This window comes from Costertonia aggregata (genome assembly GCF_013402795.1).
GTDB classification, from domain to species: Bacteria; Bacteroidota; Bacteroidia; order Flavobacteriales; family Flavobacteriaceae; genus Costertonia; species Costertonia aggregata.
In genome coordinates this window covers 1,781,853-1,806,116 of sequence record NZ_CP058595.1, presented here as the reverse complement: position 1 = coordinate 1,806,116, position 24,264 = coordinate 1,781,853, and the positions used below count along the sequence as shown (strand labels likewise).

The window sequence follows — 24,264 nt, the reverse complement described above, 5'->3', positions numbered from 1 at the left end:
AATACTATTTATACTAACAATACAACATATGCCCTATAAATCAACCCGATATGCATGTTCACAATATGAAGTAGTTTTACTAACTTTCACTGGACTAAATCAAATTCAAAAATGAAACACTTTGTTTTCTTCGCTTTTTTGGCCATTACCGCCATATCGTTTTCTCAAATACCCTCTACCTCTGTTGAAAAAGTAACGCTGGCGCTACAACAAGAACAAGAGATGGAAGCCAACTCATTGGTGAAAAACATCCCTTTGAAAAATATTGGCCCTTCGGTAATGAGCGGTAGAGTGGTAGATGTGGACGTGAATCCTGAAAACCCGACAGAATTTTACGTGGGCTACGCCTCGGGCGGACTATGGCATACCAATAATAACGGTACTACTTTTACCCCGGTTTTGGACAATTCCCAAACCCAAAATGTAGGCGATATTGCCGTTGATTGGAAATCGGGCACAATTTGGGTAGGCACGGGCGAGAACAATGCCTCACGCTCTTCCTATGCCGGTATCGGTATTTTAAAATCAACCGATGAAGGCAAAACTTGGGAAAATATGGGCCTGCGGGATTCACATCATATGGGTCGCATCTTGATCAATCCTAAAAATCCCGAAGAGGTCGTGGTAGGGGTGACCGGACACCTATATTCTCCCAATGCAGAGCGCGGTATTTATAAAACATTGGATGGCGGGCAAACTTGGGAAAAAACACTTTTTGTGAGCGATAATGCCGGAATAATCGATGTTGCCCATGCTCCCGATAACTTCAATACACAATATGCCGCCTCATGGCAAAAAGATAGAAAGGCATGGGACTTTCAAGGGAGCGGCAATTTATCTGCCGTATACAAAAGTAACGATGGTGGTTCGAGTTGGGTAAAAATATCCGTACCTGAAAGTGGTTTCCCTACCGGGGATGGTGTGGGGCGGATAGGTTTGGCCGTTTTTGACGAAAACACGGTGTATGCCGTTCATGACAATCAGTTCAGAAGAGAAAAATCCAAAGAACCCAAAAAGAAATCAAGTGGATTGACCAAGGAAGATTTCAAGACAATGTCTACCAATGATTTTTTGAAAATTGACGATAAAAAATTGAACGCTTTTCTTAAGACCAACAATTTTCAAGAAAAATATAGGGCGGAAAACGTAAAGCAAATGGTGCGCAGCGGTGCCGCCAAACCCGTTGACTTGGCAAAGTATCTGGAAAATGCCAACACCTTGCTTTTTGATACGCCGGTTGTAGGTGCCGAAGTGTATAGAAGTGACGATGGCGGTAAGACATGGAACAAGCAAAATGAAAATTATATAGATGATCTTTTTTATAGCTACGGGTATTATTTTGCCCAGATTCGGGTTGACCCCTCAGATGTAAATCGTATATATCTGGCGGGAGTTCCTATCATAAAGTCAGATGATGGTGGAAAAACATATACCGCTATAAATGGGGAAAATGTACACTCCGACCATCATGCCCTTTGGATCAATCCCAAAATGCCCGGACACTTGATAAATGGTAATGACGGCGGAATCAACATTTCTTACGATGATGGTAAGAGCTGGCAAAAAAACAATTCCCCTACTGTGGGCCAGTTTTATGCCATAAACGTTGACAACCAAGAGCCTTATAATGTATATGGGGGTTTACAGGATAATGGGGTTTGGATGGGCGCCCACACCTCCAAGGAGAATAGCGGTTGGCACCAAAGCGGGCAATACCCTTGGAAATCGATTATGGGCGGTGATGGTATGCAAGTACAGATTGATGCCAGAGACGCCAATATCGTGTATACCGGTTTTCAGTTCGGGAACTATTACAGGCTTGATCTGGCCAAGGATACGCAAAAGTATATACAGCCCAAACACGAACTGGGCGAAACCCCATATCGCTTTAACTGGCAAACTCCTATATTGCTTTCCCCGCACAATCAGGACATCCTCTATTTGGGAGGGAATAAATTACACCGTTCCTTAAATCAAGGGGATGCTTGGGAAACCATATCCAGTGATTTGACCCATGGGGGCAAGCCGGGCAACGTTGCCTACGGGACATTGACCACAATTTCCGAATCGCCTTTTAAATTTGGTTTGTTATATACCGGCAGTGATGATGGTCTTATACAAGTGAGCAAAGATGCCGGGGGAAGCTGGTCGGTGATATCCAACGCTTTACCAAAAAACATGTGGGTCAGTAGGGTCATAGCCTCAAAACATAAAAAAGAGCGTGTATATGCCAGTCTAAACGGGTACCGTTGGGATGATTTCACGCCATATATATATGTCAGCGATGATTATGGACAAACTTGGAAAAGTATTACAAACAATTTACCCGCTTCTCCCGTAAATGTAATTTTGGAAGATACCGAAAATGAAAATTTGCTTTTTGTAGGAACGGACAACGGGCTCTATGTTTCCTTTGACCAAGGCGATTCGTGGACTGTTTTTCAAAATGGGATGCCCAACGTTGCCGTACACGATCTGGTTATCCAGCCGAAAGCAAAACATTTGTTGGTGGGCACACACGGGCGGAGTATTTATAAAGCGGACATTGCAGCCTTGCAACAAATGACCCGAGATGTAATTTCCGAAGAGCTACATATTTATCCGTTGGAAAACATAAAACACTCCTCCCGTTGGGGAAGTTCATGGAGCTCTTGGGCAAAACCGCAAACACCGGGGCTTGATATTACGTTTTACGCTTCAAAAGCCGAAAAATATATCGCCACCATAAAAACCATGGACGGTATTGTAGTTAGTGCGACAGAGCTAGAGGCAGATAAGGGCCTTAACGTACTATCCTATGATTTGGCTTTTTCGAAAGCTGGCAGAATGGCCTATTTAAAAAGGAAAAAGACCGAGCTCAAAGATGCCAAAAACGGAAAAACCTATTTGCCCAAAGGAAAGTACGTGGTTGAGTTGAAAGGTAATGGCGGCACTAAAAATGTGACTTTTGAGATTGAGTAATGAATCCCAGAATAGAGACCATTGCGCAAAAGAAATTGGTTGGGAAAAGTTTGCGGATGTCTTTGACCAACAATAAGACCCGTGAACTTTGGCAAAACTTTATGCCTTTGCGAAAACGCATTCAAAATACAGTAGGGATAAATTTATATTCCCTGCAAGTATATGATGATAGTTATTTTTCTACTTTTAATCCCAATACTGAATTCACAAAGTGGGCGGCAGTAGAAGTTTCCAATTATGGATCATCCTCGGAGGGGTTGGAAAAATTTACCTTGGACAGTGGCTTATATGCCATTTTTCACCATAAAGGTCCTGCAAATGGTTTTCAAGAAACTGTCCGGTATATTTTTGGGCGGTGGCTCCCAAATTCCGATTATCTATTAGATGATAGGCCCCATTTTGAATTATTGGGTGCAAACTATAAAAACAACGACCCCGATTCGGAAGAAGAAATCTGGATACCCATTAAAAGCAAGTGAACCAAAACTAAATAACTGAGAATTATGCCATTTAAATCATTGACATTTCTACTCTTCACCACGCTGACGTTACAAGTAGGTTCGTGCCAATCGCAGGCTTCAGAAGACGATGAACTTAAAGTTCTTATCGTGGACGGGCAAAACAATCACGAACAATGGCCTAAAATCACATATATGCTTAAACGGGCCTTGGAAGATACAGGCAAATTTACGGTAGATGTTTACCGCTCAAAATATACGTGGAAGGGTGAGAAATACCTCGGACAGTTTGTGATTGATGGGGTAAATACCACAGAATCTCTCGAAACACCCAAAACAGACCCCAACTTTAACCCACCTTTTTCAGAGTATGATGTGGTTATCTCCAATTTTGGGTGGAATGCAGCACCGTGGCCCCGAAAAACGCAAAGTGCATTTGAAACATATGTAGAAAACGGTGGCGGATTGGTCGTTTTTCACGCGGCCGATAATTCGTTCCCGAAATGGAAAGCCTACAATACAATGATAGGGCTTGGCGGTTGGGGAGACCGCTCGGAAAAAGATGGCCCATACATTTATTACAACAGTGCCGGGGAAGAGATTAGGGACAACTCGCCCGGAAATGCAGGTGCCCACGGCACTCAAAGTGAATATGAAATACAAATCAGAAATACTGAACACCCCATTACGAAGGGAATGCCCTCAAAATGGTTGCATACCAAAGATGAACTCTACAACAGCCTTCGTGGGCCGGGGGAAAATATGGAGATATTGGCAACGGCATATGCAGACCCTAACAACGAGGGCACGGGACGGCACGAACCGGCATTAATGGTTTTAAGATACGGCAAAGGGCGTATTTTTCATAACATAATGGGGCATGCCGATTATTCGGTAAATTGTATTGGTTTTATGACCAGTATGTTGCGGGGAACGGAGTGGGCCGCTTCGGGCAAGGTAACCCAGAAAATACCCGAAGATTTTCCAACGGCCAAAAAATCAAGTTCGCTAACCGTTATTAATTGATTTTATATGTTGAAAAAAAATCTTTATGTTATCTTGGTCACTGTCCTTTTTATATCATGTAAGGACACCAAGGCACAAGAAGAAGAAAAATATATCCCCGTTGATGAATTTTCTGGCTTTAGGGAAATCACTCAAGAAGAACATAAGTTTACACCAAGAAAATTCATAAATGGTATTGACAGTACTGAGGTAAGCCTTGTTCACAGCTTAACAAATACTTCTTTTCATGTGTATAATGCATCCGCATTCGAATCTGACGAAAAAGGTGTGCTGGTAGGTGGAACTGGGTTACGGATAAGAAGTACGGTAGATGGCGGGAAAAACTGGAAACAAATACAGCTTTCACCCTTTGCAAATTCGTTTCATAGTGTGGCCTTTTGCAATGGTGAAGCTTTTGCAGTAGGAGAAGGTTCTTTTATTGCCAAGGGTGATTCAACTTTGAATCATTGGAGTGTGTTCAATATTAAACCGTTAGACGGTTTGGTAGGTGACACACATCAATTATATAAAATCAAATTTAGAAACAAACTGGGTTTTGCAATGGGTTTTGACACTGGCATTGGCGTTTCAAAACCTTTGATTCTGAAGACTACGGATGGTGGAAAAAACTGGTCGACCCATTCCCATATAGGTCTTGAGAACGAGACAGGTGCTATCTATGATTTTGATATCGTCTCAGAAAGTATATTATACCTGGTTACCCAAATGGGAAATGCGTACAAAAGTCATGATGGGGGTACTTCTTGGCAAATATTGTTTAGCTCCGAGAGAAAAAATGCTTCATTAAACTCCGTTGACTTCAAAAATGAAAATGCCGGGTTCATCGGAGGCTTGTCGGGAACACTTCTTTTTACTGCGGATGGAGGGGAAAACTGGCGGCAAAGCACTTCGTTCAATGACTCCACACAGTTGAATATTGCCGACATCAAGTACATATCCGATGAAACTGTTGCCATTACCACTGCCCAATCTTTTGTGGATGAAGAACGACCGACCTTTGCTTATCTATTGGATGGGAACGGAAAAGAAAGAACAAAACCATTATTGACCAAGAAAGATTCAACCGTTTTCTTTGAAGGAGACTCCTATCATATATATCCTTTAAACAAAAGCGTCGTTTACCTTACAGATAGGAACAACCTATATAAAGTCAATATTGATACAACCGTAAAGTGATATCTTTTCAATATGGAATTGACCTTAAGCATACCCGCCCTTTTGTTCCCGGCCATATCATTGACCATGCTGGCCTATAACGCCCGTTATTTGGCCATTGCGGCGCTGATTCGACAACTACATCAAAAATATACTGAGACCGAATCCAAGTCTATTGGTCTTCAGGTAAAAAAATTACGAAAACGGCTAACGCTCATAAAAAATATGCAAGCCACTGCTATTTTTAGTTTTTTGTTGGCGGTGGTAACCATGGCCCTTATCTATTTTGAATATGATACTTTGGCCAATTTGGTATTCGGCATAAGCCTCTTTGCGCTTATGGTTTCATTGGTCTTAAGCTTGGTCGAAGTACAGTTGTCTACCCGGGCGCTTTCCATCCAATTGCAGGATATGTCTTCTTGATATCGATACAAAGCCCTGTTTTCAGGGATGCCAGACTTCGGTTTCAACATTACATTTGTCAAAAATACCATAGTGTTGCGATATTCGTTCATCATGGTAATACGGTAAAGAAGAAATAATCAAACTATGTTACAAGAGGCACTCCAAAAAAGGGATTATACCAAAGCAAAAGAATTGTTGAAAAGCGGGGAAACATTGCCAGACACCCTAAAAGATTATCATATCAAAGGAATACAGGATAACATCATACGCGATAAAGCTTTTGACATTGTAGACCTGTTCATTGAAAACGACTTCATCGAAACCGATATTTATGAATACGACAGTTTCAACACATCAATTTTTAACAGCATTATCAAGTATTTATCCAATGACGAGGAATCTATTGCGTTTTTAAATGGGTTTTTATCCAAAGTCCAAAACTTAAATGACGAACTTGAGGGGAAATCACTTTTAAGTCTTGCCCTGGAAAATGAAGTTGATATCGAAATTGTCAAAACAATGATTTCCAACGGTTGTGACGTTACTATTATCAACAGGTCCGAGGAAAACCTTATCCATCAAGTCGTAAAAAAATATACCCGAAAATTTGATAAGGGTTTAGGTTATTTACAGCTTTTATATGATGAAGGCCTAGATTTGGACAAGCCTAATACCGCCCATGCGACCCCGTTGCATATTGCGGTAAAAGAACATCGCAATCCTTATATACAATGGTTGATGGAAAACGGTGCCGACGCAAACGCTCAAAACAAAAATGGCGAATCGCCCTTTTTCTTGGCAATCAGTCAAGGCGGTGGCACCGAGAAGTACGAGATAATGAGGCAATACGGGTTTCCAGATTTTGACCAGACCACGCAGCGTGGCGAAACACTTTTTTGTGCATCTGACCTTAACCATCTACAGCTACTTTTGGAAGACGGGGCCGATTTGTATCAAACCAGTGTTGATACTTATGGTAGGGAATACTCAAAAATAGATACGTTGGCCATCAGCGCACCCGGGTTTTTACAAATCGCCATTGATTCGGGTCAGTTAGACGTCAATAGAAAAGACAACACCGGCAACACTATCCTACATAAAGTGTGTGGCCGTGAAACATTACATGAGGAAAAAAGAGCTAAGGAAGTCTATAAACTCGTAAAACTGCTGATAGCTTCCGGAGCGGATGTCAATATAACCAATGACAAAGAGGAGACTCCCATGATGATAGCATCCCAAGATAATCTAAAATCAAAGACTGTTGAGCTTTTGCTTTCCAGTTCATAATTTAAAAACATTCAACTATGTCCATGTCATTTATTACCGCTTGCGAAGGCGGGAAACGAAAAATAGCTGAAATCCTTTTAAAAAATAAAGAGGTAGAAGTTGGGTATACCGACGAAAAAGGGCGAACCGCCTTGCATTATGCCGCACATAGGGGCTACTTAGATCTTTGTAAAATATTGATAGGTGAAGGTGCAGAACTTGACTATGAAGATCATGCCGGTGAGACACCTTTTTATTTCGCCTGCCTACAAAAACAAAAACAGACCGCCCTATACCTTCTCGAGAAAGGAGCCAATACCGAAATAAAAGATCATAAGGGCAGCAGCCTATTGCATATTTTGGCCGGTAACGGACAGACTGAAGTCGTTGAAAAACTCTTGGAAAGCGGTATGCCCGCAGATATTGAGAACAACGAAGCACAAACACCGTTATTGCTTGCGGCTGCCAACCGCAATAAAGCCGTTGTTGAACTATTATTGGACTATGGGGCGGATATCGCCACAACCGATAAGCAGGGGAATACCCCCTTGCTATTTGCCGTAAACTCCAAAAACACTCCCATGGTAACGTTACTTCTAAACAGAGGGGCAGACGCAAATTATGTTAATCACGCCGGTGAGACACCACTATTGCTGGCTTGCTATTCCGGCAACCGTATGCTCATAAAGTTACTGGCGGAAAAAGGAGCGGATATGCTCGTTTCCAGTAAAAATGGACTCTCGCCCATTTGGTATGCCTGTTCGGCCAATCAAAAGGAAATTGTAAAACTGTTTTTGGAAAACGGGGTAGATGTAAATTACGCAAAACCCTTAAGTGGTAATGAGGGTAATATGAGCTCCTATCTGGATTGGGTCGAAACGGCAAACGATATCTCGGTAACGGCAGGTTACACCCTTAACGTCTCCAATAATCTGGGAGGTGAGAGCCTATTGCACGTAGCCACCAAAAGCGGCCATTTAAGTATGGTAAAATTGCTATTGGACGAAGGCGCGGAAATAAACGTGCAGGACGAAAGCGGCAATACACCGCTACACTACGCAACAGCTAACGGTAAAAAAGATGTTGTAAAGTATTTGCTGGAAAATAATGCCGATACTTCTATAGTAAATGCCAAAGAACAGTTGGCCGTTGATTATTCAAACATTAAAGGTTTCAATGAAATAACAGCCTTGATTTTGAAAACCAAAGATGTTAAACCACCGACTTCCGAGCCAAGTCATTCTTCCTCTAATAATGTGGCAACTCCCGCTATGGATAAAAAGAAAGCCTTGTTGGATTTAAAGGAACTTTTGGATGCAGGAATCTTGACACAGGAGGAATTTAATGCGGAAAAGACCAAAATCCTAAATTCTTGATATCTATCTTCCGTGCGGAACGTCAAAAATGATCTTAATGGGATTTTCTTTTATGGGATTTGTTCAACTCAAAAATCCATGAAAGCAATTACACTGGCTAGTATGCTTTCGATATTTTACACATTTCAAGTTACCATAGGGCAGTTAAACCCTGCCGGGGTATCAGAGATACAATTCAAAGGCAAATATAGTATTGGGCCTGGCCCTTGCGAGTGGTTGCCAAATGGTACGAGAAGATGGGCAAGGACGACAGGTTTTCAAGTCGTTGAATCGTTGTATAGCGATTTTGCCATTTCCTATATTGAGGTAAGCGGCAATTTTGAAGAAAATCAGAAACTACGGCTTAAAAATGGGGAAGTCTATTTGGTCACTCTTGTACTCCCCAAGGAAAGTATTGAAAAGTTAGGGTTAAACAACCCGGAGACAATAATGACATACAAAAATCCGATAAAAAATAGTGAGATAGCCAAAATCGAGAATATCGATAAAAATTGAGAATCCCGTACTATGATTTTGTACAAAAACATCTTACATACCGCTTGTTTTATGGCCGAGCTTATGTTTGTGTGCTCTTTTTCCTTCAAATTAAACGAATAATAGGTGGTATATTTATGACCTATATCAACACTGCCTTTAAATGAAATGCGTAAGGGAAATCAGTTTCTTTAAAAACATCAGGGAAGTACGGGAGTTTGAATTTGGGGTTTTTTATTACTTCAATGGTTTGGTGATTGCCGAGATTAAGGAAGGAGTCGTTTTTAGTTGGAAAATGGCCGATAAGGCCCTAAGGGCCGCTTATGAAATCTTTGGTACTAAAAGTCCTTTTGTTTACATCTCTAATCGTATAAACAACTATTATATTTTACCAACGGATTGGATCAAACTTTACACCCACAGGGGAAATCTTAAATTTTATTCGGTAGTAGGCACCACACGGGGCGGTTACATTAGCCTGCTGATAGAGCGGTTATTGTTCAGAAAATCTATCCGAAAATTCTCCGATCTGGAAGACGCCGTTGCCTGGAGCCTTTCAAAAATGCAGCATAAAGAAGTGATGGCGTAAAAAAGTGCACGGCATGATCCCGCATTTATAAAAGTAATTTACTCCCCTATATGAAATAGAGCATCTCCCTGATTTACGACCGCTTGATGGTTTATGCAGATAAGATAACCATCAAATGGTGCTTTTACTGTTTTGGTTCGCTTTGCATAAGTATCTGAAACTATTCCCATAATCTGGCCCTTTTTAATTTCACTTCCGTTCGTGATTTTTGGGGTGAACATGCCCGCTGTTGGTGCACGCAACCATTTTCTATTGGTCAAATGAATAGTCTTGCTGCGCACAATATATTTTGGCTCTATCTCGGGAATCATACCAAAATGTTTGAGAACGTTCAAAATACCCTGCATACCCTCTAAAATGGCCTTTTCATCAAAACGCATGCTCTCCCCCGCCTCAAAAACAACAATGGGTTTTTTCATTTGATATGCTGCATTTCTAAAGGAACCCTTTATTAGTTTGGAAGGGAACGTAACAGGGGCATTAAAGACCTCGGCAAGTTTGGCACTGTTCTCGTCTTCTTGAGTGTATCTAATTTGTGGAAAATTGTGTCGTTGACCTCCGCCAGTATGTAAATCTATCCCAAAATCTATTTGATGCATTATTTCGTTTACATAATGATAGGCTATGCGACTGGCCATAGAGCCTGTTTTGGTTCCCGGAAAACTTCGGTTTACGTCTTTACCATCGGGCACGTCCCTAGAAAAATGAATAAATCCAAAAATATTGAGAATAGGTACGGCAATAACAGCTCCTTTATCGATTTTAAATCGTTTTTCAACCAGCATCCTGCGAACGATTTCCACACCGTTGACCTCATCGCCGTGTAGTCCGGCTTGAACCAATATCGTAGGTCCTGGCTTTTTTGCGTTGAACACATAAACGGGAATATCTATCAGGGTTCCTGTCGGGAGCCTATCTATGCTGATATTTAATAGTTTATTCTGTCCGGGAGAAACCGACGCCCCACCTATGACTATATGTTCATTATCTCCTTCGTACATTTTTTTCAACATATAAAATAACCTCTTTTGCAATGTTTACTCCTGTTGCGGTCTCAATACCCTGTAACCCGGGAGAAGCGTTGACCTCAATCAATAAAGGACCTTTTTTGGAGCGTATGAGATCTACGCCGGCCACGCCCAAGCCTAGATATTTTGCAGCATTTAAGGCGATAAATTGTTCCTTAGCGGATAATTTTACGGTTTCGGCAGTACCGCCCCTATGCACGTTTGACCTAAATTCCCCTACCTCACTGACCCGTTTCATACTGGCCACGATTTTGTTGCCGATTACGATGATTCTAATGTCCTCACCGTTGCTCTCGGCTACATATTCCTGTATTAAAATACTTGTATCCATCTTGTAGAAAGTATCTATGATGGATTTTGCCGATTTTTTGGTTTCGGCCAAAATTACGCCCAGTCCCTGCGTACCTTCTTGTATTTTTATGATAACGGGCGCTCCCCCTAAGATCTCTATCTGTTGTTTTATATTATCCGGATTAATAGAGAACAATGTTTCGGGAATAGGGATGCCTTTCCGGGCCATGATCTGTAACGTGCGAACTTTGTTACGGGCCCTGGAAATACTCAAGGAACGTGCGGTACTAAAAACGCCGTTCATCTCAAACTGTTTCACGATGGCCACTCCGTGCCTGGTTACTTTTGCGCCTATTCTTGGAATTACAGCGTCAAACTCATTGGTAATATCTTCTTCTCTTAAAAAAATACGAGGCTTCTCCTTTCCTAATTTAACCGAGCATTTGGTATGGTCTATCAGTTCAATATAATGGCCTAGATTTTCTGCTTCCTCGGCTATTCGTTTGGTAGAATATACGTTCATGCTTACGGAAAGAAGTCCAATATCCATTGCTTGGTACTCGTCAATTATTGATTTGGTTATCAATATCGGTCAAAAAAGGGATTTGAGCCAATTCATTTGGTATAAATTCATGAACATCTTGTTTTTACCATCCACACAGGCTTTCCACTCAACTGTACATGTTTATAAGCAAATGGCGAATAAACCAAAAGAAACCAGTTATTCCATGTCTATTTTTATATGGAACAAACGCCCCGACATATTGAACATTTACAATACCATTATAATAATAGCCTCTTGTGCCATTACGCTGTTATCAATCGGAAAACTGTTGTATTTCAAAAAAAACAGCACGGCAAAATATTTATATTGGTTTATTATTTCGGCAAATATTGTAGTGCTGCAACTCATGCTGATAGATACCAAAGCGGTCAATCTATATCCAGCATTGCTTCTGGTTTTTATACCTTTTCAATTTTTGTCTCCTGTACTTTTTACCGCATTTACTTGTTCTTATTTGAACAAGGGCGCTCTTTTTAAACGATACAGGTATGCTTTGTTGGCACCTTTTACCATGTTTTTGATATACTATTCGTTCGTCAAAATAAATGCGGTTTTTGATTATGTGTGGATTTCCAAACAAACCGTGGCGTATGTAGGAGCGGAATTTGATGAAAATTTAGCCGTATCCTTTTCTTTGTTATTGGGCATTTGTAATTATAGGATAATCAGAAATTACGAGAATAGTTTGGGCTCGTTGCCGTATCAAATTGTTGTGAAAAAAACCAAATGGCTGAAACGATTTTATTCTACGCTTGTTGTTCTCTGTTTGCTTTGGGCATGCATTATCCTATACATTAAAGCAGATCCCAATGTGGGCGGGCATGGCCCTTATTATCCCCTTTGGTTGTTGTTTCTGAGCTTTTACGGGGCATTCTGGTTTTATGGCTCCAAACATTTGAAGAAAGTCGATAAAGAAAAAAATAGGGAAAAGGAAAAATTAAAGGAAATCGCAGGTAATTTTCAAGTTCAAAGATTGAATAGGATATTCACTACCTCCGAACTACAGTCCTTGCAAGAGAGCCAACATGATATTACGGGCGTACTCAGCTATTTTGCCTCATCACTATTTGACAAGAACAAGCCCGAGGACGTTTTATGGAGCATAACGGGAAATTGTATTTCTCAGCTGAACCTAGAAGACTGTGTAATCTATATTTTGGACAAGAACACCAATACCTTGGCGCAAAAAGCAGCCTTTGGCAATAAGCAAGCAGGACATCGCAAAATTTTAAGTCCCCTTGAAATACCTTTGGGGAAAGGCATTGTTGGTTCGGTAGCTAAAACAGGAATCCCCGAGCTCATACAAGATCTTGCAAACGACAAAAGGTATATTGAAGACGATATGCCCAGAATGTCAGAACTAGCAGTGCCAATTGTACATGAGGGCATTATTCTTGGTGTGTTGGATTCGGAGCATTCCGAAAAAGGTTTTTTCGAGGAAAAGCATCTTCTGCTTTTTCAGTTAATCGGCAAGCTTACCGCTGCCAAATTGAATCAGATTTCTAAAAAGGCGACTATTTCGATAAGCAATGAAAATGTTTATTTCAAGGAGCTTTCCCGCCTTATGGAAAAAGAACTTATGTATCAAGATGCCGAATTGAGCCTATCTTCACTATCTGAGCGGCTGAATATAAGTGTGACCTACCTGTCCCAATTGGTCAATACGATTTCCAATCAAAACTTTTCCGATTTTATCAATCAATACCGGGTAAGGGATGCCGAATTAAAATTAACGAGCCCGAGTTATTCCAACTACACTATCTTGGGTATTGGCCTAGAGGCCGGATTTAATTCAAAATCAGCTTTTTATTCCGCTTTCAAAAAACATACGGGAATTACACCATCGGAATATCGGGAAAAATGCTTGATTCTGTCCTGATTCTTTCAAACTAAAAGATACAGGACAACCAAAAAGGCTTTGTACGCTAGGTTCGCTTCATAATTATAAAATTCAAAATTATGAAAGCAATGAAATTCAAAAATCGATTTTTTACCGTTCTTTTTGTAGGCACCTTGTTTATCGCCTGCTCTCCAGAAGACGGGGAGGACGGTGCCATTGGGCCTCAGGGTATTCAAGGGGAACAAGGGCCTACGGGTCCGGAAGGCCCACAGGGGGAACAGGGCGAACCGGGAACGGCCAACGTTATTTACTCCGGATGGATAGATTCCGAATTTGATAATAACATTATAGCTACCTCAGCCTCTTTTTCTATTGATGCGCCCTTGATGACCGAGGATATCATAAATACCGGTGTCATTTTAGTTTTTGGCAGATCCAACCCTGCCTCTATTACCAATGATACCGATGTGTATGGGTTACCGATCGTTTTTGGTGCGGCACGGCAACAATCCTATTATTTTAGGGCCGAAGAAGCTGGGCAATTATATATTACGGTAGCTGCCAACGAAGAGGGTGAATCGGTCGGCTCACCTTTTTTCGGGGAATATCGATATGTGTTGATTCCGGGAGAAGAGTCTACCGAAGGCAATAATGGTTCGGGGGATATCGCTAATAAGTCCCCGAAAAAGGACTACACCAAAATGTCCTATGAAGAAATCGTGGCGCATTTTGATATCAACCAATAGCCGATTTCTAGTAACCAAAGAGCATCAAAATAAATATACCAAAAGGTATATATTATAGGAATGACTCTTTGGTATGACTTACTTTGATCCAATGGCAAGAGCCCTTGAAATTTCAAGGGCTTTTTTGTTTAGGCTTGTTTATGTTTTTCAGACGTTTTCAGATTAAAAATTAAACACCCTTTTCAAGTTGCTTAAAATCTCTCTAAATAGAATACTAAAGCTGTAGAAAAGTTGTTAATAACTTGCTTGTGCCTTAAATTTGTAAAGCTAAACTGATAACTAATGAGTGGATTGATAAAATCTTCGATAGCTAGAAAGGTAGTCATGGCCCTATCCGGTCTTTTTCTCGTATTCTTTCTGGCACAACATTTTACCATTAACATAACATCGGTCATCGACCCGGAAACGTTCAACACCTGGTCTCATTTTATGGGTTACAACCCTTTGGTGCAATATGTGTTACAACCTATTTTAATAGCAGGGGTAATCATACACTTTGTCATGGGCTTTGTTCTGGAAATACAGAACAGAAAAGCGAGAGGCATAAATTACGTAAAATACAAGGGTGGGGCGAACGCACCATGGATTTCTAGGAACATGATAATTTCAGGAGCGGTTGTTTTGGCCTTTATCGGTCTGCACATGTATGATTTTTGGGTACACGAAATGGCCTATAAATATATTGAGGCCAAACCTGAGGACCCAACAAGATATTATGCGGAAACTGTTGAAAAGTTTGCGCCTATTTGGAGAACGGTCCTTTACATCGTTTCTTTTGGACTTTTGGCGTTGCACCTTTTGCACGGCTTTGCTTCCTCTTTTCAGACCATGGGGGTGAACAATAAATATTCTCCTGCCATACAGACATTTACTAAAATATTTGCGATAGCCATTCCGTTAGGATTTGCCTTTATCGCCATATATCATCATCTTAACCCAATAACACATTAAATATGGGCATATTGGATTCTAAAATTCCATCTGGGCCTTTGGCCGATAAATGGACGAAACATAAGAACGAAATTAATCTGGTAAATCCTGCCAATAAGCGTAATATTGATATTATCGTGGTGGGTACAGGTCTTGCCGGTGGTTCAGCTGCCGCAACCTTGGCCGAGCTGGGCTATAATGTAAAGACTTTTTGTTATCAAGATTCTCCAAGGCGCGCGCATTCAATAGCAGCACAGGGCGGTATCAATGCTGCAAAAAACTATCAGGGCGACGGGGATAGTCCGTACCGTTTATTTTACGACACCGTAAAAGGCGGGGATTATCGTTCCCGAGAGGCCAATGTATATCGTTTGGCCGAAGAATCCGTAAACATTATAGACCAATGTGTGGCACAAGGTGTTCCCTTTGCCCGTGAATATGGCGGATTGTTGGACAACCGCTCTTTTGGTGGGGTTTTGGTTTCCAGGACCTTTTACGCAAAAGGGCAGACTGGGCAGCAACTATTGTTGGGTGCTTACTCCGCCATGAACCGTCAAATAAACCGTGGAAAAATAACGCCTTACAACCGTCATGAAATGATGGATTTGGTAAAAATAGATGGCAAAGCCCGGGGAATCATAGCCCGTAACTTGGTCACAGGAGAAATAGAACGTCATTCGGCTCACGCAGTGGTCTTGGCGACCGGTGGTTACGGCAATGTATTCTTTTTGTCGACAAACGCAATGGGAAGCAATGTCATGGCCGCATGGAGAGCCCACCGTAGGGGGGCATATTTTGCCAATCCTTGTTTTACGCAAATACACCCGACCTGTATTCCCGTTTCGGGCGAATCCCAATCAAAGTTGACGTTGATGTCCGAATCCTTACGTAATGACGGGCGTATTTGGGTCCCCGCACGGTTAGAGGATGCACAAGCCATACGTGAGGGCAAATTAAAACCCACAGAACTTAAAGAAGAAGATAGGGATTATTATTTGGAAAGAAGATACCCCGCTTTCGGAAACTTGGTGCCACGAGATGTGGCTTCACGAGCTGCGAAGGAACGTTGTGATGCCGGGTTTGGTGTAAACAAAACCGGAGAGGCCGTATACCTTGACTTTGATGCGGCGATAATGCGTTATGGCAAGGAAAAGGCACTTACCTCGGGGATGAAGGATGCCGATGACAAGACTATCCGTTCGCTAGGTGAAGAGGTCATTGAAGCAAAATATGGAAACCTTTTTCAGATGTACGAGAAAATCGTTGATGAAAACCCATACAAGACCCCGATGATGATATACCCTGCGGTTCACTACACCATGGGTGGTCTTTGGGTGGATTATAATCTACAGACCACGATCGAAGGCTGCTATGCGGCCGGAGAGGCCAACTTTAGTGACCATGGTGCCAACCGATTAGGAGCTTCCGCCTTAATGCAAGGCTTGGCCGATGGTTATTTTGTATTGCCTTACACTATTGGCGATTATCTGTCACAGGATATCAGGACCGGGGCTATCCCAACGGACACTCCAGAATTTGATGCCGCCGAAAAAGAAGTACGCGATAGAATAGAAAAATTGATGCATAGCAGCGGTACGAATTCGGTAGACTACTATCATAAAAAGCTGGGCAAAATCATGTGGAACAAATGTGGGATGTCGCGCAACGCCAAAGAGCTTCAAGAAGCGATTGATGAAATCTCCGAACTTCGCAAAGATTTTTGGGAGAACGTTCGTATTCCCGGGGCTGCTGACAGCAAAAACCAAGAATTGGAAAAAGCGGGCCGTGTTGCGGATTTTCTGGAATTGGGAGAACTCTTTGCCAAGGATGCTTTGACAAGAAATGAGTCCTGTGGGGGTCATTTCCGCGAGGAATATCAAACCCCAGAGGGTGAAGCCTTACGTGACGACAAGAACTTTAAGTTTGTTTCTGCGTGGGAATATAAAGGGGAACCAAAAGATGCCGTACTCCACAAAGAAGAGTTGAAGTACGAAAATATCGAATTAAAAACACGTTCGTATAAATAAGTTAATGGTTAAATGTTATTTGTTAATAGCAAATTCTTTGTCTTATGGGAATCGTAAGAACTTTTGAAGACCTAGAATGTTGGAAAAAAGGAACTCGGTTAAGAAGAGAAATCGCAATAACAATAAAACAATATCCGGATTATGAAAAATATGGCATTGTATCTCAGATGAGAAGATCTTCTAGATCAATAACCCATAATATTTCCGAAGGATATGGACGATACCATTATAAAGAGAATGTACAATTTTGCAGAACTGCTAGGGGTTCTATTTATGAATTGCTAGACCAAATAATTGTTAGTAAAGACGAAGGTTATATTGATTTAAAAAGATATGAAGAATTAAGGTTAATGATAACAGATTGTACCAAAGTATTAAATGGATATATTAATTATCTAATAAAAGCTAAGGACAAATAACCATTAACCTTTAACTATTAACGTATTTCAACATGAAATTAACATTAAAAATATGGCGTCAGAAAGATGCCAATTCCAAAGGTAAGATGGTTGATTATACCATTGATGGTATTGATGGGGATATGTCTTTCCTTGAAATGATGGATGTTCTAAACGAAGAGCTTATCGCCAAGGGTGAAGAACCCGTTGAGTTCGACCATGACTGCCGTGAAGGGATTTGCGGTTCGTGTTCGCTACAAATCAATGGCGAACCCCATGGTCCGGATAGATTGATCACTACCTGTCAACTGCATATGCGTAAATTCAACGATGGTGACACCATTGTTATAGAGCCCTTTAGAGCAAAGGCATTTCCTGTTATCAAAGATTTGATTGTTGACCGTAGTGCATTCGATAGAATACAACAGGCGGGTGGTTATATCTCGGTCAACACTTCAGGTAATACCCAAGATGCGAATGCCATTCCTATTGACAAACATGATGCCGACGATTCTTTTTATGCAGCTGCATGTATTGGCTGTGGTGCCTGTGTTGCCGCTTGTAAAAACGCCAGTGCGATGTTATTCACCTCGGCAAAGGTCTCGCAATACGCCCTATTACCGCAGGGCAAGGTAGAAGCCGTGGACAGGGTGCAGAATATGGTACGCCAAATGGATCTCGAAGGTTTTGGAAACTGTACCAATACAGGAGCCTGTGAAGTAGAATGTCCCAAGGGTATTTCATTGGAGAACATTGCCCGTATGAACCGTGAATATCTAGCGGCGAATATCAAGGGATAGTGATGAAGTCCGCAATAAAACTGAAATCCCACGTTCTTCAACGTGGGATTTTTTATTTTTAGATATGCCCAAAGAATATTCCAAAGAACGTATCAAAGTACCTCGTTTCAATGAGGAATCGGGTTTCTACACTACCCCTAAGCGTTCAAAGATCATGAGCAAGATCCGGGGAAAGAACACCAAGCCCGAACTCGCTTTCCGAAAAGCGCTTTACTCCAAGGGCTATCGATACCGTATCGATTATAAAAAATTGATAGGAAGGCCGGACATTGCCCTGAAAAAATATAAGACCGTTATCTTTATAGATGGGGAATATTGGCATGGACACAATTGGGAGGAACGAAAACAAAAAATAAAAACCAACCGTGAATTCTGGATTGCCAAAATAGAACGCAACATGCAACGGGACCAAGAAGTGAACGCCGAACTCAAACGATTGGGGTATACGGTATTCCGGTTTTGGGAAAGTGAAATCAAAAAAAATCTTGATGGTTGTCTACAGAAGGTAATTTCGCATTTAAAGGCTGTATAGCCACTAAATAGTACAAGTCAATCGGATGAATTGCGTAATTTTAAAGAAATCGGAGCGTGAAGGCCATACTAAATTTCAAATCTAAACTACCCCACATACAGACCACTATTTTTACTACGGTGGGCAATTTGGCGCGAAAATACAATGCAACCGATTTGTCCCAGGGGTTCCCAAATTTTGAGGCCGACCCAAAGCTTTTGAAATTTGTGACCCAAGCTATGAAACAGGGCCACAACCAATATGCCCCTATGCAAGGTTTGTTGAAACTTAGAGAGCGGCTTTGCGATAAAATAAAAAAGCTACACGGCCAATCTTATGATCCCATTTCAGAAATCACCATCGTTGCTGGTGCCACACAGGCAATTTTCACGGCAATAACCACTTTTGTTCGTAAGGGGGACGAGGTTATTGTACTAAAACCAGCCTACGATTGTTACGAACCGGCCATTACCCTTGTTGGAGGCGTAATCGTACCACTACAACTGAGCTTCCCCGATTACAAAATAGATTGGGGTAAATTTAAAAGCAAGATTACCCCCAAGACCCGAATGGTGATTATCAACACGCCGCATAATCCCAGTGGACGCATTTTCACCAAAGAGGATATGGTACAATTAGAGGAAATACTAAAAAACACCAATATTATCCTTTTGAGCGACGAAGTGTATGAACATATCGTGTTTGACGAAAAAGATCACCAAAGCGCTTCCCGGTTCAGCGATTTGGCAGACAGAAGTATCATATGTTCTTCTTTTGGGAAGACCTTTCACGTGACCGGATGGAAAATAGGGTATTGCGTTGCCCCAAAAACGCTGATGCAAGAGTTTCAAAAAGTACATCAATTTAACGTGTTTTGTGTCCCCAGACCCGTTCAACACGCCTTGGCACAATATCTTGAAGACGAGTCCCGTTATTCGCAACTGAACACTTTTTATCAACGAAAAAGAGATTTTTTTCTTGACGGATTAAGAACGTCCCGATTTACCTTTACCCCTGCCCAAGGCTCTTTCTTCCAGTTGTTGAACTATAATACCATTACGGACGAAAGCGACGAGGAGTTGGCGAAGCGACTTATCATTGACCACAAACTGGCCAGTATTCCCATATCTTCCTTTAATGAAAACAACAGGGATGACAAAGTTTTGCGCTTCTGTTTTGCCAAAAAAACAGAAACCTTGCAAAAGGCAATCGATATTCTCCTTAAACTTTAATCCTGTGGCAATACCAATGCAGTGCTGTAATTGGGAATATATTTTTTGCCGGAGATTATCGCCACAATATCCTTTTCCAAACTTTTTATCGGGGATTCCACAATACGATTTACCTCTTTGCCATTGTTATAAAAAATAAATGTGGGCACTTTGGTAATGTTACGTCCTTTTTCCTCACCGCCCGGACTTTTCTTGTAATTGGCCTTGCTGTTATCTACCGCAATCATTTGAAGTTGCTCTTTTGGAAAGTCAATAGCCTCCAAAATTTTATAAAACCTAGGGATTTCCCTTTTACTATCACCGCACCAAGTTCCCATGAAAACCTTGATGTGGTGTTCAAAAAATTTCTTCTTTATGGGCTCTAGCGTAGTACTATCTACCTGATATTGGTCAAAACCCGTGCTGAACCAGGTCTTAAAAGAATTGGCCATAAAAGCGTCTTTATTTACTTGTCCCAGTAACTTTTCCCGTCCATTTTTATCGACCGTTACTAGATTCAAATCTTCTGATTGCGGGCTGCATACGTTCGGGATTGACAACAATAACAAACTACAGACGAAAAAAATACTACAGGTTTTCATGGTTATATAGGTTTACGATTTTTCAAACCTAGGTTTTCAACCATAGTGTTACCAATTATGTTTGCCAACCGCAGAAAAGAGTGTATGTAGATCAATAAAGCATGTATGAGGCCTATTTTTTAGTGGTTCATGCCGTTGGTATATGTGAATGGGTATTTCGTATATCCGTTTTTGAGATACTCCCTTTTTTTGGGTACTTTACCGTTTTAGGTTTGTATGGAGTTTTTAAGTCGGCATATTTCCAAAATATTGATTCACCTGTTGTTTTGGGCGCTCTTTATCTTTGTTTCCCTTTTTGTGTTTTCGGATTATTACTGGTCAGAGAATCCATTTTTATTGTACCTATCTATTTTAGTTGCCATTGTGTATGTGAACAACGGTTTGTTGTTGCCTTATCTTATTCCTCGAAAACTTTACTTCGCATACGCCTTAATAATAAGTTCAATTGCCTTTTTGGGCACTCAATTATACTGTAATTTCTTTGCGGAATGTGGTTGTTCCATTATGAAATGTCTATCCGATTATTTGTGGCAGACATTGGTGCCTATCGTCTTTTTTTCATTCTTGTGGATGTTGTACCGCTATTTAAAAAAACAGGAGGAACTTGAAATCGTTACAAAAGAAAATATCGAAATGGAACTTCAGTTTTTAAAGTCACAGATAAATCCCCACGTGCTCTTTAACAATTTGAACACCATTTATTCGTATGCCCTGGAAAAGCCTGATGCCGTTCCTGAGATGATCTTAATGCTCTCCAACAATCTAAAACATGTACTTTACGAAAGCAATTCGCACACGGTTTCCTTAGAAAAGGAGCTGGAATATATCGAGAACTACATCGCTTTTCAAAAAATACGCACTGAGAACATCAAAGAAATAGAGTACCGATTAAGAACGGATACCACTGCACACGAAATTGCGCCTTTATTGCTCATTACCTTGCTTGAAAATGCCTTTAAGCACAGTGCGCCAAAGAGTACCATAAAAATTGATATCACCGTAAAAAATTCATTTTTGGAATGTTTTTGCAGCAATATAATTTACCGTAACGTCTTGGAGACTAAGAAAGAAAAAATAGGTCTTCAAAACCTTAAAAAGAGATTATCGTTACTTTACAAAAACAAACATGCGCTCAAAATCACACAAACCGATAGTTTTGAAGTATACCTAAAACTGCACTTGAAATGAACTGTATTATTATAGAGGATGAAATACCGGCACAACGCATCCTACAAAACTATATCTCAAAAGTTCCCGGTCTGGAACTCAAAGAAAGCTATCAATCTGCCTTGGAAGCCAATGCCGTGATTCAGGAAAATACAGTGGATATTATTTTTTTGGATATCAATCTCCCCGATATTTCCGGTTTGCGATACATCAAAACCTTATCCAGTCCGCCATGTGTAATCATGACCACTGCCTACCACGAACATGCGGTGGAGAGCTTTGAACTAGATACGATTTGTGACTATTTGGTAAAACCCTTTTCCTTTGACCGATTCCTGAAAGCGGTAAACAAGGCGAAAAGACATCTTCGGCCCAATACGACCGCTTTGGATAATCAAAAAACCGATGCCAAAACCCTATTCTTAAACGTTGACAAAACTTTGCACAAAGTGTATCTAAACGATATCCTATACATAGAATCCGATAAAAATTATGTGACCGTCGTAACCGCAAACAACCAATATTCATATTTGGAATCCCTCAAAAATTGGATCTTAAAACTTCCTGAAGAAGATTTTGTGCAAATACATAAATCTTATATCGTAAACATAAAGGCCATTACGAAAATAAACGGTAATCTTTTATTTATCAATGAGCAAAAAATACCTGTCGGGAGATCGTTCAAACCAAAGCTTGTAGATAAACTCGACCTTAATTGAGCGCAGTATTTACAAACTTCATAAACTCATCTATTTTATTGGGCTCTAGCCAACGGGTTACGACCACCAAATCATTTTCTATATCGACAACTATAAAATTACCACCAAAACCGGCCGCATAGTATATATTCTCGGAAAGGCCTTCCCAGTGTCTCGCCCCCTTTTTGTTCAACCACCACATATAACCGTAATTTATATTGGGTTTTGAGGGTTCAATGGCTTTTTTAATCCATTCCTTACTAATAATCTGTTCGTTTTCCCACTTTCCATTATTGAGAAACAACAGTCCAAAACGAGCCATGTCCTCGGTGCTTATAAAAAGTCCTGCGCCAGAGTGACCGCCGCCCGTAACCGATTTCATTTGAATACCGTCTATCTCTGTCCATGCATGGTCATAACCATGCCAACGCCATGTAGTAGAGGCGCCTATTTTATTCATAACATGCTCTTTTAATACCATGGGCATTGGTTGTCGCCAAACATGGGTCAATGCGTATGCGAGTACATTTACGCGAACATCGTTATATTCCATAACGGTGCCGGGTTCGTTTAATTTTCGAAATTTCCACTCGTCTAGCTTACCTTCTTTTGGTGGCCTGTCCGCCCAATCTTTTCCGCCCCAAAGCTCACCGGACCAATCTGAATTTTGCTGTAGCAAATGTTCCCAAGTAATTTTGGAATTATGCTCCCCGTCAAATATACCGTCCCAGATATAGTTTACCACCTTGTCATCCGTATCGGCAATAAGGCCATTGTCAAAAGCCAGTCCCGCCATGGTACTCAAAAAACTTTTGGTAACGCTAAAGGTCATATCAACACGTTTGGTATCTCCCCATTTGGCGATTTGATAACCATTTTTGAGAATTATGCCCGCAGGTGCGCCCCTTTTTTTGGTAGGCCCTAAAATTTCATGAAAAGGCTCCCGCTCAAAACCTTTCAAAATGGCGATACGTAAATCCCGTGAACCCGAATACTCGTTCTCTTGGGCAAAGTTTACCGCCTCATCTATTCTTCTTGAATCTATTTTAAAGGCTGTAGGCGATTTGCTTTCCCAAGCGGCATTTCGTTGTGGAAAATAAAACTCTTGGGCACAAACAGGTAAGGATAAAAAGCATGCAACTAACAGGTAAGGTATTGATTTCATCTCAAAAGTTTATTCAGGATTCAAGTTAATCAAATCAAAGCGCATTAACCAATCTGTCTGCTTATCGTTTCCGATAAAATAGGGATGTGTTCCAAATTCAAAGAACCCGTGCCTCCGATAAAAATCGATAGCCCTTTTGTTTTTCTCCCAGACACCGAGCCATATGAACATTTTTTGTTTTTTGAATGCGATTTGCTTTATTTTCTCCAGCATATTTTGGCCGATACCCTTGCCTTGAAATTCCTGTTTTACGTAAATACGCTCAATCTCCAAGCTTTCCTTTGATTTTATGTCAGTTTGTGCGCTGTTCTCATTAAGTTTAAAGTATCCGCTCAAAACATCATCTACGTACACAAAACAAAAAACAGAATTTGGGTTACTTAATTCCGAAACTAGTTTTTCTTTTGCAAAGGCTTCTTCTAAATATTGTTTAAAATCTTTCGGGTTGTTGTCGTTTTGAAAAGCATTTTGGAACGTGGTTCTTGAAATATGAATCAGGATATCAAGGTCTGACTCAGCACATTTTTTGTAGCGGAAATCCATAGTCCTAAAATAAAAAAAGAAGCATAATTTAC

Annotated in this window: 24 protein-coding genes; 19 read left to right on the top strand and 5 right to left on the bottom strand. The window is 40.9% G+C overall.

The window, feature by feature from the left end:
* The first annotated feature begins 111 nt into the window (after positions 1–111).
* The 9 genes from HYG79_RS08290 to HYG79_RS08250 all read left to right on the top strand — a co-directional run bounded on the left by HYG79_RS08290 (position 112) and on the right by HYG79_RS08250 (position 9,710).
* The gene (locus tag HYG79_RS08290) at positions 112–2,961 is read left to right on the top strand and encodes a VPS10 domain-containing protein (RefSeq protein WP_179241635.1); all 2,850 of its coding nucleotides are present in this window, start codon (positions 112–114) and stop codon (positions 2,959–2,961) included.
* Complete coding sequence (locus HYG79_RS08285) at positions 2,961–3,440, top strand: GyrI-like domain-containing protein (RefSeq protein WP_179241634.1); 480 nt, start codon at positions 2,961–2,963, stop codon at positions 3,438–3,440. The genes HYG79_RS08290 and HYG79_RS08285 overlap by 1 nt, the downstream gene beginning before the upstream one ends.
* A 24-nt stretch (positions 3,441–3,464) precedes the next feature.
* Complete coding sequence (locus HYG79_RS08280) at positions 3,465–4,445, top strand: ThuA domain-containing protein (protein WP_179241633.1); 981 nt, start codon at positions 3,465–3,467, stop codon at positions 4,443–4,445.
* 6 nt (positions 4,446–4,451) lie between these two features.
* The gene (locus HYG79_RS08275) at positions 4,452–5,621 is read left to right on the top strand and encodes a WD40/YVTN/BNR-like repeat-containing protein (protein ID WP_179241632.1); all 1,170 of its coding nucleotides are present in this window, start codon (positions 4,452–4,454) and stop codon (positions 5,619–5,621) included.
* 12 nt (positions 5,622–5,633) lie between these two features.
* A complete protein-coding gene (locus HYG79_RS08270) occupies positions 5,634–6,023 on the top strand; it encodes a DUF2721 domain-containing protein (RefSeq protein WP_179241631.1) in 390 nt (129 codons plus the stop codon).
* 126 nt (positions 6,024–6,149) lie between these two features.
* A complete protein-coding gene (locus HYG79_RS08265; RefSeq protein ID WP_179241630.1) occupies positions 6,150–7,292 on the top strand; it encodes an ankyrin repeat domain-containing protein in 1,143 nt (380 codons plus the stop codon).
* Positions 7,293–7,309: 17 nt separating this feature from the next.
* Complete coding sequence (locus HYG79_RS08260) at positions 7,310–8,647, top strand: ankyrin repeat domain-containing protein (protein WP_179241629.1); 1,338 nt, start codon at positions 7,310–7,312, stop codon at positions 8,645–8,647.
* Positions 8,648–8,725: 78 nt separating this feature from the next.
* The gene (locus HYG79_RS08255) at positions 8,726–9,142 is read left to right on the top strand and encodes a hypothetical protein (protein ID WP_179241628.1); all 417 of its coding nucleotides are present in this window, start codon (positions 8,726–8,728) and stop codon (positions 9,140–9,142) included.
* Positions 9,143–9,284: 142 nt separating this feature from the next.
* Entirely contained in the window at positions 9,285–9,710 is a 426-nt protein-coding gene (locus HYG79_RS08250; protein WP_179241627.1) for a hypothetical protein, read from the top strand.
* 38 nt (positions 9,711–9,748) lie between these two features.
* Here the strand turns inward: HYG79_RS08250 and HYG79_RS08245 are convergent, their stop codons facing one another.
* Both HYG79_RS08245 and HYG79_RS08240 read right to left on the bottom strand, forming a co-directional pair.
* Complete coding sequence (locus HYG79_RS08245; RefSeq protein WP_179241626.1) at positions 9,749–10,711, bottom strand: succinylglutamate desuccinylase/aspartoacylase family protein; 963 nt, start codon at positions 10,709–10,711, stop codon at positions 9,749–9,751.
* The gene (locus HYG79_RS08240; protein ID WP_179241625.1) at positions 10,695–11,579 is read right to left on the bottom strand and encodes a RimK family alpha-L-glutamate ligase; all 885 of its coding nucleotides are present in this window, start codon (positions 11,577–11,579) and stop codon (positions 10,695–10,697) included. Before HYG79_RS08240 ends, HYG79_RS08245 begins: the two co-directional genes overlap by 17 nt.
* Here HYG79_RS08240 and HYG79_RS08235 point away from each other — a divergent pair.
* From HYG79_RS08235 to HYG79_RS08200, 8 genes are all read left to right on the top strand, one after another.
* On the top strand, positions 11,551–13,473 hold the full coding sequence (locus HYG79_RS08235; protein ID WP_179241624.1) for a helix-turn-helix domain-containing protein: 1,923 nt from the start codon (positions 11,551–11,553) through the stop codon (positions 13,471–13,473). The two genes, HYG79_RS08240 and HYG79_RS08235, sit on opposite strands and share 29 nt — an antisense overlap.
* An 80-nt stretch (positions 13,474–13,553) precedes the next feature.
* Positions 13,554–14,180, top strand: coding sequence for a collagen-like protein (locus HYG79_RS08230; RefSeq protein ID WP_179240133.1), 627 nt, complete (start codon positions 13,554–13,556; stop codon positions 14,178–14,180).
* Positions 14,181–14,462: 282 nt separating this feature from the next.
* Positions 14,463–15,131, top strand: coding sequence for a succinate dehydrogenase cytochrome b subunit (locus tag HYG79_RS08225; RefSeq protein WP_179241623.1), 669 nt, complete (start codon positions 14,463–14,465; stop codon positions 15,129–15,131).
* Between the two features lie 2 nt (positions 15,132–15,133).
* Positions 15,134–17,137 (top strand): fumarate reductase/succinate dehydrogenase flavoprotein subunit, encoded by a 2,004-nt coding sequence (locus HYG79_RS08220; RefSeq protein WP_179241622.1) that lies wholly within the window; start codon positions 15,134–15,136, stop codon positions 17,135–17,137.
* Positions 17,138–17,181: 44 nt separating this feature from the next.
* Positions 17,182–17,556 carry a four helix bundle protein gene (locus HYG79_RS08215; protein WP_179241621.1) on the top strand — a complete coding sequence of 125 codons (375 nt, stop codon included), beginning with the start codon at positions 17,182–17,184 and terminating at the stop codon, positions 17,554–17,556.
* Positions 17,557–17,588: 32 nt separating this feature from the next.
* Complete coding sequence (locus tag HYG79_RS08210) at positions 17,589–18,335, top strand: succinate dehydrogenase/fumarate reductase iron-sulfur subunit (RefSeq protein WP_179241620.1); 747 nt, start codon at positions 17,589–17,591, stop codon at positions 18,333–18,335.
* Between the two features lie 64 nt (positions 18,336–18,399).
* A complete protein-coding gene (locus HYG79_RS08205) occupies positions 18,400–18,867 on the top strand; it encodes a very short patch repair endonuclease (RefSeq protein ID WP_179241619.1) in 468 nt (155 codons plus the stop codon).
* A 56-nt stretch (positions 18,868–18,923) separates the two neighbouring features.
* Entirely contained in the window at positions 18,924–20,078 is a 1,155-nt protein-coding gene (locus tag HYG79_RS08200; protein WP_317168502.1) for a methionine aminotransferase, read from the top strand.
* Here the strand turns inward: HYG79_RS08200 and HYG79_RS08195 are convergent.
* On the bottom strand, positions 20,075–20,659 hold the full coding sequence (locus tag HYG79_RS08195) for a TlpA family protein disulfide reductase (protein ID WP_179241618.1): 585 nt from the start codon (positions 20,657–20,659) through the stop codon (positions 20,075–20,077). The two genes, HYG79_RS08200 and HYG79_RS08195, sit on opposite strands and share 4 nt — an antisense overlap.
* A 504-nt stretch (positions 20,660–21,163) precedes the next feature.
* Here HYG79_RS08195 and HYG79_RS08190 point away from each other — a divergent pair.
* Positions 21,164–21,847, top strand: a complete 684-nt coding sequence (locus HYG79_RS08190; protein WP_228027965.1) for a sensor histidine kinase — start codon at positions 21,164–21,166, stop codon at positions 21,845–21,847.
* Positions 21,844–22,545: a LytR/AlgR family response regulator transcription factor gene (locus HYG79_RS08185; RefSeq protein WP_179241616.1), complete on the top strand. Its 702-nt coding sequence runs from the start codon at positions 21,844–21,846 to the stop codon at positions 22,543–22,545. The genes HYG79_RS08190 and HYG79_RS08185 overlap by 4 nt, the downstream gene beginning before the upstream one ends.
* Here the strand turns inward: HYG79_RS08185 and HYG79_RS08180 are convergent.
* Entirely contained in the window at positions 22,538–23,689 is a 1,152-nt protein-coding gene (locus HYG79_RS08180; RefSeq protein ID WP_179241615.1) for a serine hydrolase domain-containing protein, read from the bottom strand. The genes HYG79_RS08185 and HYG79_RS08180 overlap by 8 nt on opposite strands.
* 9 nt (positions 23,690–23,698) lie before the next feature.
* Positions 23,699–24,232 carry a GNAT family N-acetyltransferase gene (locus HYG79_RS08175; protein ID WP_179241614.1) on the bottom strand — a complete coding sequence of 178 codons (534 nt, stop codon included), beginning with the start codon at positions 24,230–24,232 and terminating at the stop codon, positions 23,699–23,701.
* Positions 24,233–24,264 lie beyond the last annotated feature (32 nt).

Excerpts from the sequence above, each read along its gene's own strand:
- HYG79_RS08290 (WP_179241635.1), top strand. The coding sequence starts at position 112 with ATGAAACACTTTGTTTTCTTCGCTTTTTTGGCCATTACCGCCATATCG.
- HYG79_RS08285 (WP_179241634.1), top strand. The coding sequence starts at position 2,961 with ATGAATCCCAGAATAGAGACCATTGCGCAAAAGAAATTGGTTGGGAAA.
- HYG79_RS08280 (WP_179241633.1), top strand. The coding sequence starts at position 3,465 with ATGCCATTTAAATCATTGACATTTCTACTCTTCACCACGCTGACGTTA.
- HYG79_RS08275 (WP_179241632.1), top strand. The coding sequence starts at position 4,452 with ATGTTGAAAAAAAATCTTTATGTTATCTTGGTCACTGTCCTTTTTATA.
- HYG79_RS08270 (WP_179241631.1), top strand. The coding sequence starts at position 5,634 with ATGGAATTGACCTTAAGCATACCCGCCCTTTTGTTCCCGGCCATATCA.
- HYG79_RS08265 (WP_179241630.1), top strand. The coding sequence starts at position 6,150 with ATGTTACAAGAGGCACTCCAAAAAAGGGATTATACCAAAGCAAAAGAA.
- HYG79_RS08260 (WP_179241629.1), top strand. The coding sequence starts at position 7,310 with ATGTCCATGTCATTTATTACCGCTTGCGAAGGCGGGAAACGAAAAATA.
- HYG79_RS08255 (WP_179241628.1), top strand. The coding sequence starts at position 8,726 with ATGAAAGCAATTACACTGGCTAGTATGCTTTCGATATTTTACACATTT.
- HYG79_RS08250 (WP_179241627.1), top strand. The coding sequence starts at position 9,285 with ATGAAATGCGTAAGGGAAATCAGTTTCTTTAAAAACATCAGGGAAGTA.
- HYG79_RS08245 (WP_179241626.1), bottom strand. The coding sequence starts at position 10,711 with ATGTACGAAGGAGATAATGAACATATAGTCATAGGTGGGGCGTCGGTT.
- HYG79_RS08235 (WP_179241624.1), top strand. The coding sequence starts at position 11,551 with ATGCTTACGGAAAGAAGTCCAATATCCATTGCTTGGTACTCGTCAATT.
- HYG79_RS08240 (WP_179241625.1), bottom strand. The coding sequence starts at position 11,579 with ATGGATATTGGACTTCTTTCCGTAAGCATGAACGTATATTCTACCAAA.
- HYG79_RS08230 (WP_179240133.1), top strand. The coding sequence starts at position 13,554 with ATGAAAGCAATGAAATTCAAAAATCGATTTTTTACCGTTCTTTTTGTA.
- HYG79_RS08225 (WP_179241623.1), top strand. The coding sequence starts at position 14,463 with ATGAGTGGATTGATAAAATCTTCGATAGCTAGAAAGGTAGTCATGGCC.
- HYG79_RS08220 (WP_179241622.1), top strand. The coding sequence starts at position 15,134 with ATGGGCATATTGGATTCTAAAATTCCATCTGGGCCTTTGGCCGATAAA.
- HYG79_RS08215 (WP_179241621.1), top strand. The coding sequence starts at position 17,182 with ATGGGAATCGTAAGAACTTTTGAAGACCTAGAATGTTGGAAAAAAGGA.
- HYG79_RS08210 (WP_179241620.1), top strand. The coding sequence starts at position 17,589 with ATGAAATTAACATTAAAAATATGGCGTCAGAAAGATGCCAATTCCAAA.
- HYG79_RS08205 (WP_179241619.1), top strand. The coding sequence starts at position 18,400 with ATGCCCAAAGAATATTCCAAAGAACGTATCAAAGTACCTCGTTTCAAT.
- HYG79_RS08195 (WP_179241618.1), bottom strand. The coding sequence starts at position 20,659 with ATGAAAACCTGTAGTATTTTTTTCGTCTGTAGTTTGTTATTGTTGTCA.
- HYG79_RS08190 (WP_228027965.1), top strand. The coding sequence starts at position 21,164 with ATGAAATGTCTATCCGATTATTTGTGGCAGACATTGGTGCCTATCGTC.
- HYG79_RS08185 (WP_179241616.1), top strand. The coding sequence starts at position 21,844 with ATGAACTGTATTATTATAGAGGATGAAATACCGGCACAACGCATCCTA.
- HYG79_RS08180 (WP_179241615.1), bottom strand. The coding sequence starts at position 23,689 with ATGAAATCAATACCTTACCTGTTAGTTGCATGCTTTTTATCCTTACCT.
- HYG79_RS08175 (WP_179241614.1), bottom strand. The coding sequence starts at position 24,232 with ATGGATTTCCGCTACAAAAAATGTGCTGAGTCAGACCTTGATATCCTG.